This window comes from Mesorhizobium sp. M6A.T.Ce.TU.016.01.1.1 (assembly GCF_003997065.1).
GTDB classification, from domain to species: Bacteria; Pseudomonadota; Alphaproteobacteria; order Rhizobiales; family Rhizobiaceae; genus Mesorhizobium; species Mesorhizobium mediterraneum.
Map to the genome: position 1 here is coordinate 1 of NZ_RZTJ01000022.1, position 13,339 is coordinate 13,339.

Sequence of the window (13,339 nt, forward strand, 5' to 3'; positions counted from 1 at the left end):
CTTCTCCTTTCCCCTTCCGACCATGGTCATCTGCGCGCTGATGGGCTTGCTCTACGAGGATCACGATTTTTTTGCCGGGCTGTCGGACGAGGTGATGACGCACCAGCATGAAAGCGGCCCGCGCAGCGCGTCGCGCCTTCCTCGAGCGCCAGCCCGATCCGTACGCGCATGCCGTGCCAGAAGACGCGCCGATCGGCGCTGAGCTGATCCTGCCGCAGTTGTGTGGCGAGGCCGCATCCTTGCTGGGCGGCGTGGCGTTTCCCCGCCACCCGGCGCTGTTGCCATTGCGGCAAGCGTGCCTGCTCAGGCTGGGTGCGGTGGCGACGTTGCCGAGCGGCCATCCGTTGCTGCACTCCTGGGAAGCCTGGGGGACGTCGCCGGCCACCCTATGCCCGGATGACTACGGTAGCATCGGCATCAGTCCGGCGGCCACCGCCGCGTGGCGTGCGCACGCCGTGAAACAGGGGAGCACGCCGCAGGTCGGGCGCGCCGACGCGTATCTGCAGGCGGCATCGCGGGCGACGCACAGCGGCATCGAAGGCGTCGTTCCCAACGTCTGGCCTATCAATGTGTTCGAGCCATGCTGGGCGCTGTACACCTTGCATCTGGTCGGGCTGTTCGCGCATCCCGCGCTCGCCGATGCGGTGCGCGTGATCGTCGCCCAGCTCGACGCCCGCCTGGGCGTGCGCGGTCTGGGGCCGGCCTTGCACTTCGCGGCCGATGCGGACGACACCGCCGTTGCGTTGTGCGTCCTGCGCCTTGCAGGCCGCGCCCCGGCGGTCGATGCGTTGCGCCATTTCGAAATCGGCGAGCTGTTCGTCACCTTTCCCGGCGAGCGCAATGCCTCGGTGTCGACCAACATCCATGCCCTGCATGCGCTGCGACTGTTGGGAAAGCCCGCCGCCGGCACCAGCACCTACATCGAGGCCAAACGCAACCCGCATGGTCTTTGGGACAACGAAAAATGGCACGTTTCGTGGCTGTATCCCACCGCGCATGCGGTCGCTGCGCTGGCGCAAGGCAAGCCCCAGTGGCGCGACGAGCGCGCGCTGGCGGCGCTGCTGCAGGCGCAGCGCGACGACGGCGGCTGGGGCGCCGGTCGCGCGTCAACATTCGAGGAAACCGCCTATGCGCTGTTCACGTTGCACGTGATGAACGGGAGCGAAGAGCCAACAGGGCGCCGGCGGATCGCGCAGGCGGTAGCGCGTGCGCTGGAGTGGATGCTCGCCCGCCATGCGGCGCATAAAATGCCGGAGGCGCCGCTGTGGATCGGCAAGGAACTGTATTGCCCTACCCGGGTCGTGCGCGTGGCCGAACTCGCCGGGTTGTGGCTGGCGCTTCGTTGGGGGCGGCGCGTCGTAGCCGAGGGAGCAGGAGCGGCGCCATGATCCAGACCGAACGCGCGCTGCAGCAGGTCCTGGAGTGGGGGCGTGCCCTGACCGGTTTCGCCGATGAGCATGGTGAGGAAGCGGTAAGGGGCGGCCAGTATATCCTGCAACGCATTCACCCGAGCCTGCGCGACACCAGCGCCCCCACCGGCCGCGATCCGCAGGACGAAACGCTGATCGTGGCGTTCTATCGCGAACTGGCGCTGCTGTTCTGGCTAGACGATTGCAACGACCTTGGCCTGATCGCGCCGGAGCAGCTCGCCGCCGTGGAGCAGGCGCTGGGGCACGGCGTACCGTGCGTGCTCTCCGGATTCGAGGGCTGCGCTCAGCTGCGCGCTTCGCTGGCTGCGCTCGCCTACGATCGTCGCGACTATGCTCGGCTTCTCGACTATACCCGGTGCTACTGCGCGGCGCTGCGCGCCGGACACGCGCAGGCGGCAGGGGCGCGACGCTGGTCTTACGCCGAGTACCTGCACAACGGCATCGATTCGATCGCTTACGGGAACGTGTTCTGTTGCCTGTCGCTGCTGTGGGGGCTGGACATGGCGACCTTGCGCGCGCGTCCAGCGTTTCGCCAGGTCCTGCGGCTCATCTCAGTGATAGGGCGCCTGCAGAACGATCTGCATGGACGCGACAAGGACAGGTCGGCCGGCGACAACGCGGCGATCCTGCTTCTGCAGCGCTATCCGGCTATGCCTGTGGTTGAGTTCCTCAACGACGAGTTGGCCGGCCATACGCGCATGCTGCACCGGGTGATGGCGGAAGAATGCTTTCCCGCGCCGTGGGGACCGTTGATCGAGGCGATGGCGGCGATCCGCGCGCAGTACTACCAGACTTCGACCAGCCGCTACCGCAGCGACGCTGCAGGGGGAGGCCAGCGTGCGTCGGCCTGAACGCGCCGGAGGCGGCGGCTTGGGCGCGCTGCCGTCGGTTCGATCCGACGCAACGCCGTCGCCCGCTGCTACGGATGGAGCGAGCATGAGCGACACCGCCCTGAGCCGGCGAAAGGACGAACATCTGGACATCGTGCTGGATCGGCGAACGGCGCCGGCCACGGTGGCCGCTGGCTGGGAGTACATCCGTTTCGAACACTGCGCACTGCCCGAGTTGGACCTGACGCAGATCGACCTGCGCGCCTCGCTGCTGGGCAAGGCTATGCGCGCGCCGCTGCTGATCAGCTCTATGACCGGCGGCATGCCACGGGCCGAGGCCATCAACCGGTATTTGAGCGAGGCAGCGCAAGCCTTGGGGATCGCCATGTGCGTCGGTTCGCAGCGTGTGAGCCTGCAATCCCGCAACTCCCAGGGGCTAACGCGCGCGCTGCGCCGCCTGGCGCCAGACATTCCCTTGCTGGCCAATATCGGCGCCGCGCAACTGCGGGAGGCCGACGGCCTGGACCTGGCGCGTCGCGCGGTGGACGCGCTGGAGGCCGATGGGCTCATCGTCCATCTCAATCCGCTGCAGGAAGCGGTACAGCCGGAGGGCGACCGCGACTGGCGCGGCGTCCTGGCGCTGATCGCTGGCGCCGCGCGCATCGTGGGGGTGCCGATCGTGGCCAAGGAAGTGGGGGCGGGCCTGTCCGCCTCGGTGGCCTGTGCGCTCGTCGAGGCGGGCGTGGCGGTAATCGATGTCGCCGGCGCCGGCGGCACCAGTTGGGCCGCAGTGGAGGGCGAGCGCGCCCGCAATGCCGCCGACCGTGCAGTGGCGATGTCGTTCGCCGATTGGGGGATTCCCACCCTGACCAGCGTGCAGGCGGTGCGCCGGGCGCTGCCAACGGTGAAGCTGATCGCGTCGGGCGGGATCCGCGATGGCGTCGACGTGGCCAAGGCCATCCGCCTGGGCGCGGACATCGCCGGGCAGGCGGCCAGCGTGCTGGGCGCGGCGACAGTGTCCACCGAGGCGGTTGTCGCGCATTTCGAGATCGTCATCCGCCAGTTGGCCGTCGCCTGCTTCTGCACCGGCTCGGCTGATCTGGCGGCGTTGCGTCAGGCGCGCTTGTTGCCCTCGGCGCATTTGTCCGCCGGTTGATGTCGGCGTCGTCCGCACGCTAGCAGCAGGCTGCTGAAATACCTACGCCAAAGACAGACTATCGATCCCCCTGGCGAGACGGCTCGATGCACGGGAGCGATGTGTTCATGGAGCAGCTGTTCACGATGAAGCGGTTGGAAGATTTCGTTCCAGCCGATCATCCTTGTGCCCGCACCGGCTGATGATCAATGGAGCGCTGGTGCGGCTAGACGGCATCCTTTCCGGCATGTACGCCTGCAGTGCCAAAGGCGGTCGCCCCAGCGTTGCGCCGGAGAAATTGCTGCGGGCCGTGTGTTGCAGGTGTTCTACAGCGTCCGTCGGAATTGATGCAGCAGGTGCTGCTGTGGCAAGGCCAAGACCCGGGAATGCCGTCAGCTTTGATCAGGCGCTTCGGGTCGCCGGAAACGCGCGAAGAGTCCGGCTCTCGAAAAAGGCCGAACGCCTCAGATAAGGCCAGAACTCCTTGGGTCACCATCAAAACCAATTTGACGCCCCGGGACAATTTCGTCCGGCATTGTCCGGTGTACGACGATGTTGGGGATGCGACATAGGCGGATTGCCGTGTTTAAACCGCTTTTCCTTTGGCACGCATATTGCGCCCTATCGGTAAACCTCGTCATGGGCCGGCGGCAATCGCTCGGAGATTGTCGAAATAGCACAATGATTTCTGCCGGGGTGACATCCGGCCCGACTAGAGCAGGACCTTTCAGATGATGTAGAAAAGCAAGCGGCCATACTCGCGGAGGAAATAGTCGCGTCAGGGCTGCATGGACGCTCTTTCCTGGTTGTTTCGGCGGCGGACGCCAACTCTTCAATCGGCACCCGACCAGTGCCTGGATGTCCAAGGAGCGCCCCTGTTGCGCGGCCTGGCTGCACCCGCGTGCTGGCTCTCCTCCAAGGCGACGCTCGGCGCTGCTGCAGACCGGCGACGAGAACCCAACTTCAAAATTCGCATTCCGAAAACCGAAAGAAGTGAACAGGTATGTCCAGGATCGGCGCTTTGACGCGCGCGGCACGGGGATCGGCAACTCAGACGCTGGCCAAGGGTTCGAAAAGTTTACACCCGCCGCTAGCGCCGGCCGATTTCAAGCGCGCACTTACGATCAACGATCGATATGGCGGGCTCACTGTCAATGTCCCCAAAATGCCTTTCTGGCTGACCGGGGGTGAAGCCTTAGTCTACCGCCGGACTAGCCACGGCGAGCAGCAGTTCATGCAGGTCGATGCTGCCACGGGTTTCAAGCGGCCCGCTTTCGATCAGGCGCGTCTGGCGGCAGCGCTAAACAAGGTGAGCCATGAGAGCTATCAAGCCGGCAAATCTTCCGTTCGACCGTTTCGAACTGAGTGAGGATGGTCGCAGGCTCGACTTCCAGATTGAAGACACCCGGTGGAACTGCGACCTTGCAAGCTACGACTGTACCAGCACCACGTTCGATGCAAGGAAAGGGGACCCTAGGGAGCTCAGCCACCGCTACACGCCGCCAGCGGAGAACAACCCCGACAAGAGCAACGCGTCGCCCGACGGCAAATGGATCGCCTATATCAAGAACTGCAATGTTTTCCTGCGCAGCGAGGACGGATTGCAGGATGTTCCTCTGAGCCGGGACGGAGCCGAAGGCAATTGCTACGTCTTTTCGACGCTGAGCTGGTCGCCGGACTCGCGCCACCTCGCCGCTTACCTTGTTCGCCCCGGCTATAGGCGGGAGGTCCGCTATCTCAATTCTTCGACGGACCAGTTGGAGCGGGAATATTCAACAATATTCTATCCCAGGCCGGGCGATGTCCTTCCGCTGCCCCAGCCGGTCCTGTTCGACATTGCCGGCCCGCGCCAGATCGTGATTGACGATGCCCTCTTCTCGAACGTCTTCGAACTTTCCCCTCTCCGGTGGTGGGCGGACAGCCGCGGCTTCACTTTCGAATATAACCAGCGCGGGCATCAGCCCTATCGCCTGGTCGAGGTAGACGCCGCCACGGGCCGCGGGCGCTCCCTGATCGATGAGACCAGCGAGACATTCGTTGATTATTTGCCGCTGGGGAATGGCCAGGAGGATGCCGGAAAAATCTTCCGTTTCGATGTCGATGACGGGAAGGAGATCATCTGGGCATCCGAGCGCGACGGGTATGAGCATTTGTATCTTTTCAACGGCCGGACAGGCGCGCTCGAAAACCAGATCACCCGAGGTGAGTGGGTCGTCCGGAGGGTCAACCATGTCGATCCGGTCAAGCGTTCGAGGCGAGCGGGATGAACCCGCAGGAGGACCCCTATTGGGTCCATGCTTACCGCATCGGCTTTGACGGCAAGGGACTGACTGCACTGACGCCCGAACCGGCCAACCACCATATCGAGTTCTCGCCTGACAGGCGCTATTATGTCGATCTCTGGTCACGCATCGATCTGCCCCCGCGCATGGCACTCTACCGCGCCAGCGACAATGCCAAGCTCCAGCAGATCGAGACGGCCGACATTTCCGAGCTCGTCGCCGCAGGCTGGCAGCCGCCGCTCAGTTTCCATTCCAAGGGGCGCGACGGCAAAACTGATATCTGGGGCGTGCTCCACCTGCCAGCCAACTTCGACCCGACGAAGAAATACCCGGTTGTGGAGAATATCTATGCTGGACCCCACGGCTCCTTCGTCCCGAAATCCTTCTCGCGGTGGACAGAGCCGCTCACGCAGCTGGGCTTCGTCGTTGCTCAGATCGACGGCATGGGCACCAACAACCGCTCCCGCGCCTTCCATGATGTTGCTTGGAAGAATCTGAAGGACGCAGGATTTCCCGATCGCATTCTGTGGCACAAGGCGGCGGCCGCGCAATATCCACGGTACGACATATCCAACGTCGGCATTTTTGGCGCATCCGCCGGCGGCCAGAGTGCAGTCAGCGCGCTGCTCTTTCACCCCGATTTCTACAAGGTCGCCGTCGCCAAAAACGGCTGCTACGACAACAGGATAGACAAGACCTGGTGGAACGAACTGTGGATGGGGTGGCCGGTCGGCATTGAATATTCGCAATCCTCCGCCGTTGACAATGCTCACAGGCTGCAGGGCAAGCTGATGATCGCGGTCGGCGAAATGGATGATAATGTCGATCCGTTTTGCTCGTTCCAGCTTGCCGATCGACTCATCAAGGCAGGAAAAGATTTTGACATGGTCTACGTTCCTGGTGCCAATCACCATACTCTAGGCACCTACACCGAGCGCAAACTCCTAGACTTCTTCGTTCGCAACATTCTCGGTCAGACCCCGCCCGACTGGAACACCAAACCGATCGAGCTGGAATAGCTTGTGGCTCTTGCAATTGTTAGCTCGCCTTATCGGCTGTAATCAGGGCGAGGCGCGAGCAAATCTTCACCGAAGGACGATCGTGGAGTCTAGGACTTGCGCTGCGTATTGAGGATCGGCTCGCCGCGACGTTGGTCTGCGCAAACTGCTTGATGGGCACGCCTGCAGACCGCGTGTGTGCGATTGCAAGATCCACTATCAGCCTCGTGTGAAGCGTTCAGGGGAAAAGCCGCACACCAACGCCGCTTCCGCCCGCCGTAACGCTACGGCGGTGCCGCCCACCCGATCCGCTCGACGAGCATTGGAACACATAGGTCCCCGAACGGACGATTGCCTTGGCAATAGAAGACCCTCGTCGGTCATCGCCGGTGTCGGTGGCAGCCCGCCGGTCTGGAGCTGCCACGATTCTCATCCTCGCGTCACATAGGAGCTGAAGCTTTCCGGATCGGGTATCCAATCGGCATCCAGTTGCTCGGCGATATGGTTGAATTCTGCCCTCAGGACAAGAGTGAGTAGAGCAGCCCCGCTACGAAAATCCCATCCTGGTTCGTTTGACGCATCGACTATTCAGATTGATTGGCGTGATACCCGGCGCGGCCGCAACACGCGAGGCCGTCAACCGCTGAGCAGAAAACCAGCCTTCGCCTTCCGCGGCGGCGGACCTCGTCAGCCTCTCGAAAGCTTGCCTGAGTAGGTTGCTCATGTGATCTGTGGAAGTGAGGATAGCGTGCACCCGTACAAACTAGACATTCATCGTGGCAGCTTGGCTGCAGGTGCAGCACGCCGTACCGCACGAGCAAGCGGACAGGCCGGCCAAGCCGGTTTTGAGCAGCACTTGGGCGAACTGCAGGCGGCGGACGAGTTGATGGGTGCGCCAGGCGAGGAGGTCCTCGTCAATGGCTCGCATGGTAAAGGTGAGTTGAGACCAACGAAGAGGCAGAGGATCCAAAGCAATCTGCAGCATGCTGTCACTGAGCGGCAACCAGGTGAGGTTGGCAACTCAGGCGCTCGCGTGATGATGCAACTCCCCACCCATCAGGTGGGTACATCGGAACGGGAGGCGCAACTTGTGATGCAGGGGGACGAGCACGAATACACCCCAGCACCGCATCTCGACGGGTCGATGCCCTCGACAGTGCAGCCGGATCGTCCAATTGTGGTCCCCGACGGTGCCGACAAGCGTCCTGTTTATTCCAACGATGCCACCGCCATCGAAGGGCTGAAGTCAGCACTCCTTGCGGGTAAAGCCAGGCCGGACACGGTCACTCGCAGCACAAATTCTCTTTTCGGCTTTAGTCGTTGGCTCTTTCAAAACAACAAGCCAGGGCTTGCTGCTCGGCTTTACCATCCGTCGCTGAGCCAGGATATCGAGGAGTACGAGAGTAGGGGTGGTTCCTCCACCGTGGCTGGCGCACTGCGTCAATTGATGAAGTCGATGGGCGGAGCCGGCCCGATTGTGGGTCGCGCTGTCCTGAACCCCCATCCTGACGACGCCGCGCTCACCAGACATTTCAGATCCGCGAGCGGCTACGCAACTGCTCTTAACCATTTCAGTCATTACCTACGTCAAAATGACAAGCTCGGAATTGCGGGTCGCATTTACGATAAATCGCTGGATAAAGATGTTGAGAGCTACAAGGCCGCCTCCTCTAATGGTGGAGCTCCGATCGAATCTGCGCTGGTTTATCTCCGCAAGAACCCGCCGCGCGTTATACTCGGGAATCATCTGGAAAACGCGGTCAGCATGGAGGCTCGTCCCCGTGGCGACGCTGCTCAGCATACCGCACCACAGCAGGGATTCGATTGGCCAGAGGAGCTCCTGCCGGTAGGTTATAAGGAGGGCACCGATCTACCATTGTCTCTCGCCCCAACCGCGCACCAACACCAAGCGCCCGACTTTGGAGAGGCCGTCCCTCACTTGAACTGGCGCCACGGCGACCAGGGCGCCCCGGAGGAGCTGGTAGCTGCACGGGACAGGAGCAGCCCGCTGCCAAGCGAGGCGGTGCCACATAAATCTGGACGGGGACTCGCTACGCAGCCCAGATTGTGGGCGGAGAAATCCGCCTCGCCAGAGCTCTTTCGACGGCGGGCGGAGCAGGCTCTGCCGGCGTCCGCCAGAGGTGTGGAGACATCCTCCGCGGTTGATGAAGCCGCGCAGGCCGCTCGCCAAGCTTTGGCTTGGTTGCAGCAGGAGATGGAGGGGATCGAACCGATGCAGGATCCTCATAAGGTGGCTACACCGGAATGTGAGGCGCAGCTCGTCAGGCAGAGGGATGAGCACGAATCCACCCCAGCACCGCATCCCGGAGGTGGTGGGTCGATGCCCTCGACAGTGCAGCCGGATCGTCCAATTGTAGTCCCCGACGGTGCCGACAAGCGTCCTGTCTATTCCAACGATGCGACCGCTATCGAAGGGCTGAGGGCAGCATTCCACGCGGGTAAGGCCAAAGCGAACACGGTCACTTACAATGTAAATTCTCTTTTCGGCTTTAGTCGGTGGCTCCTTCAAAACAACAAGCCAGGGTTTGCTGCTCGGCTTTACCATTCGTCGCTGGATCAGGATCTCAAGGAGTACGAGAGTACGGGTGGTTCCTCCACCGTGGCTGGCGCACTGCGTTACCTCAAGAAGTCGACAGGCGGAGCCCCGATTATGGCTCGCCCTGTCGTGATCCCCTATCCTGACGATGCCGAGCTCATTAGAAATTACAGAGCCGCTTCGACCAAGGAGTACCTGGCAGCGCCTGCGACCGGACGGAATCCAGATACCGTGGGCGGCTATACAAATTTTCTTAGACATTTTAGTCAGTACCTGCGTCAAAATAACAAGCTTGGGATTGCGGCTCGGATTCACGACAAATCGCTGGATAAAGATGTTGAGAGCTTCAAGGCTGTCTCCTATGGTAATAGGCTAAGTATCAGTTCTGCATTGGCTCACCTCCGGGATATCCTGCCGCGCATTGTGCTCGGGCGCGAAACTGTCCTTTCTGCTCATCCGGCAGACGCAGTCACCAGGCGCGTTGGGGCCGCTGCTGAAGCTGGGCCAGCGGCACCGGCAAGAGCTCCCCAACCCGCCTCGCCAGCAACCGCTAGGCTGCCAGGCACCTACCGCGGCCTTCCACTGGTTGATGTGACCACACTGACTACCAGTTCCTCTGGGGCTCAGATCGGGGCGCTCGATCCGACAGCCCCGTCCAACGTTGCAACGGGGCGGGTGCTCGGCGCCGCCGAATGGCTGAGCGACGCCCATATCCAGAGAGATTACAATTTGCTGGAGGGGCAACTGCAGGGGATCAATCCGGCGCTCGCTGCCCGGACTCGGCTGGTGGATCCTTCCGTATCCCATCTACTGCGACACACGTCGCCGCAAGACGCTCGAGGCATATTGCAGTCCATCTATAATCAAAACAACGCCACAGCCGACTTCCTGTTCTTGCCAGTGAATAATGGCACGGCTACTAGCCCCGGCACCCATTGGTCGCTGCTGCTCGTTGATCGCCGCGACCCGGAAAGGCGGTTCGCCTATCACTACGACTCCCTCCAGCGAGAGGGATATAACGACGTGCCTGCAAAACAGCTCGCAGGACTGCTGAATGCCACCTTGGCGCCAGCCCCCATGGCCAGACAGACGAACCATTATGATTGCGGCGTATTTGTCCTGGAGGGCACGTGGGCGCTGGTTGAACGATTGGTGAAAGGGCAGCGGCCAGACCACGAGCCGCTGCCCCTCGACAACCTCGTTGCCGATCGGCAGGCGCTGCAAGACCGGCTAAGGAGGCGCTTGCCGCACGAGGAAGAGCCGCGGCAGCTGCTGGAGGATGAACCCGCCTCCCCACCGATGATGGCATTGGAGCCAGGGGAACTGCGGCAACTGTTGGAAGACGAGCCTGCCTCCCCACCAATGATGGCGTTCGAGCCAGGGGAACTGCGGCAACTGTTGGAGGACGAACCTGCCTCCCCACCAATGATGGCGTTCGAGCCAGGGGAACTGCGGCAACTGTTGGAGGACGAGCCTGCCTCCCCACCAATGATGGCGTTCGAGCCAGGGGAACTGCGGCAGCTGTTGGAGGATGAACCCGCTTCCCCACCGATGATGGCGTTCGAGCCAGGGGAACTGCGGCAACTGTTGGAGGATGAACCCGCTTCCCCACCGATGATGGCGTTCGAGCCAGGGGAACTGCGGCAACTGTTGGAAGACGAGCCTGCCTCCACTTGGGCACAAATCAATTCGACCCCACATGCGCGAGCGGACGGTGTTCATCAGCCAGCCCAGGCGCCGTGGCTCCCTGAACGCAGAAGATAACTTTGCGGAGGAGCGGTCACGCAACTGTCGGCGGCGCCGGGCCTCAGGGTGAATGGAAAGGATGGAGTGGCGGATGGTGTCGCGTGAAGGCGCAACACGCGTGCTGACCGACCTGCATACGTAGGAAGTCGTTCATTGCTCCCAAATCGTATGTGAGGAACATTCCTGTCCCGGCTGCGCCGCGCGATGCTAGGTCGCGTTGTTCAGCGGGCCAAGCCGATGACACCTACGAAGCTACTGATCGGGCAGATCGCCGTTGTGTGCGCAATTGTCATTATCGGCGTATGGACGGCAACCCAATGGTGCGCTCAAATGCTGACCTACCAGACGCCTCTCGGCGCACCATGGTTTCTCTTCGCCGGCTGGCCAATCTACAAGCCGTGGAAGCTGTTTGAATGGTGGTTCCACTTCGATGCTTATGCGCCGGAGGTCTTCGACAAAGCCGGTACGCTTGCAGGCGCCAGCGGATTCCTGGGCTGTGCCGCCGCAATCGCTGGCTCACTTTTGCGCGCGCGACAGCGCGGGTCGGTTACGACCTATGGGTCTTCACGGTGGGCCACGACTCATGAGGTCGAGACGGCAGGGTTGTTACGGCCGGCGGGCGTTTTCCTCGGTAGGCTGAACGATCGCTATCTGCGCCATGACGGCCCGGAGCACGTCATGGCATTTGCGCCGACGCGTTCGGGCAAGGGCGTGGGGCTGGTTGTTCCAACGCTACTTTCCTGGACCGGGTCTGCCATCATTCATGATATAAAAGGCGAAAATTGGCAGTTGACCTCCGGCTGGCGGTCGAAATTCTCGTACTGCCTTCTGTTCAATCCGACCGACCCGAGATCGGCACGCTACAACCCGCTGCTGGAGGTGCGCAAAGGCCCAGATGAGATCCGGGACGTTCAAAACATCGCCGACATCCTCGTCGATCCCGAGGGCGCGCTGGAGCGACGGAACCACTGGGAGAAGACCAGCCATTCACTCCTAGTTGGCGCCATTTTGCACGTGCTCTACGCTGAAGAGGACAAGACGCTGGCCCGCGTCGCCACCTTCCTGTCGGACCCGCAACGCTCGTTTGCCGCAACGCTACGGCGGATGATGACGACAAACCATCTCGGGACGGGGCATAACCCTCAGGTCCATCCCGTAGTGGCCTCGGCGGCTCGCGAACTCCTGAACAAGTCGGAAAACGAGCGCTCAGGCGTCCTCTCGACCGCCATGTCCTTTCTCGGGCTTTATCGTGATCCAACGGTCGCGGCGGCCACTTCGTCCTGCGACTGGCGCATCGCTGACCTAGTGGATGGAGAGCGACCGCTGTCGCTCTATCTGGTCGTGCCGCCTTCGGATATCTCGCGCACCAAGCCTTTGGTGCGACTGATCTTGAACCAGATCGGCAGGCGGTTGACGGAGCGTCTGGAGGGGGACCCGAAGAAGAGCCGTAAGCATCAGCTGCTCATGATGCTGGACGAGTTTCCGGCGCTCGGTCGCCTCGACTTCTTCGAAACGGCGCTCGCCTTCATGGCAGGTTATGGCATTCGCTCCTATCTGATCGCACAATCTTTGAACCAGGTTTCAAAGGCCTATGGCGAGAACAATGCTATTCTCGACAATTGCCACGTGCGAATTGCCTTTTCCTCCAATGACGAACGCACGGCCAAGCGCATCTCGGATGCCCTCGGCACCGCAACCGAACTTAGGTCGATGCGCAACTATGCGGGCCATCGGCTTGCGCCCTGGCTTTCACATGTCATGGTGAGCCGCCAGGAAACCGCGCGCCCGCTCCTGACGCCAGGCGAGGTGATGCAATTGCCGCCGTCAGACGAATTGGTCCTGGTTTCTGGGTTGCCGCCGATCCGCGCCAAGAAGCTGCGCTATTATCAGGATCAGAATTTCACAGATCGGGTGCTGCCTGCGCCGGTGCTGCACGACGGGCCCTATGCGGACTGCCCTGCATCACGCCCGGACGGCTGGACTGGACAAGTGTGCAGCGTCGATAGCCGACTTGCTGCGGACGAGGAAAGCGCCGACGCGCCAGTTGAAGACGAGGGAGGCGTTCAGCAGCAACGCCATCCAAGCCTGCCCGAAGAAGACGTTGTTGTCTCTCAAGAGCCCGATCAGGCCGATCTGTACAAGCCCGCAGACGATGACAGCGAAGCTCTCGCGGACAAGCGTGTCATGGATCGGATTTCCACTGCGGCCCGCGCCTACGGTATCAACGAGGGCAGGGGCGACGATGTCATTCCCGGCTTCTGAAGTCCGCTGAGTTGCAGAGCGCACCTCAGCGTAGATAACGGCCATAAGCAATTTTGAGCGTCTGGCCGATGCTTCTCCCGTCGCCGGCGCAACGCCGGG

At 62.0% G+C, this 13,339-nt stretch carries 4 protein-coding genes and 4 pseudogenes; all 8 read left to right on the top strand.

Annotation, left to right across the window (positions count from 1 at the left end; all coding sequences use genetic code 11):
• Positions 1–139: pseudogene (locus EOC94_RS27535) on the top strand (cytochrome); the annotation flags it as partial.
• Positions 120–1,388 (top strand): annotated as a pseudogene (locus EOC94_RS27540) (hypothetical protein); the annotation flags it as partial. The pseudogenes EOC94_RS27535 and EOC94_RS27540, both read left to right, overlap by 20 nt.
• The gene (locus tag EOC94_RS27545; protein ID WP_126105057.1) at positions 1,385–2,281 is read left to right on the top strand and encodes a hypothetical protein; all 897 of its coding nucleotides are present in this window, start codon (positions 1,385–1,387) and stop codon (positions 2,279–2,281) included. The pseudogene EOC94_RS27540 and the gene EOC94_RS27545, both read left to right, overlap by 4 nt.
• Positions 2,282–2,366: 85 nt before the next feature.
• A complete protein-coding gene (fni, locus tag EOC94_RS27550; RefSeq protein ID WP_126105058.1) occupies positions 2,367–3,416 on the top strand; it encodes a type 2 isopentenyl-diphosphate Delta-isomerase in 1,050 nt (349 codons plus the stop codon).
• Between the two features lie 86 nt (positions 3,417–3,502).
• Positions 3,503–3,734: pseudogene (locus EOC94_RS34815) on the top strand (IS5/IS1182 family transposase); the annotation flags it as partial.
• A 664-nt stretch (positions 3,735–4,398) separates the two neighbouring features.
• Positions 4,399–6,696, top strand: a pseudogene (locus EOC94_RS27555) (prolyl oligopeptidase family serine peptidase).
• 835 nt (positions 6,697–7,531) lie between these two features.
• Positions 7,532–10,996, top strand: coding sequence for a Ulp1 family isopeptidase (locus tag EOC94_RS27560; protein WP_245457938.1), 3,465 nt, complete (start codon positions 7,532–7,534; stop codon positions 10,994–10,996).
• A 219-nt stretch (positions 10,997–11,215) separates the two neighbouring features.
• A complete protein-coding gene (locus EOC94_RS27565; RefSeq protein ID WP_024502848.1) occupies positions 11,216–13,240 on the top strand; it encodes a conjugal transfer protein TraG in 2,025 nt (674 codons plus the stop codon).
• The last annotated feature ends 99 nt before the right edge of the window (positions 13,241–13,339 follow it).

What these genes read in the sequence shown, in the direction of transcription:
- EOC94_RS27545 (WP_126105057.1), top strand. Translation starts at nt 1,385, where the DNA reads ATGATCCAGACCGAACGCGCGCTGCAGCAGGTCCTGGAGTGGGGGCGT.
- fni (WP_126105058.1), top strand. Translation starts at nt 2,367, where the DNA reads ATGAGCGACACCGCCCTGAGCCGGCGAAAGGACGAACATCTGGACATC.
- EOC94_RS27565 (WP_024502848.1), top strand. Translation starts at nt 11,216, where the DNA reads ATGACACCTACGAAGCTACTGATCGGGCAGATCGCCGTTGTGTGCGCA.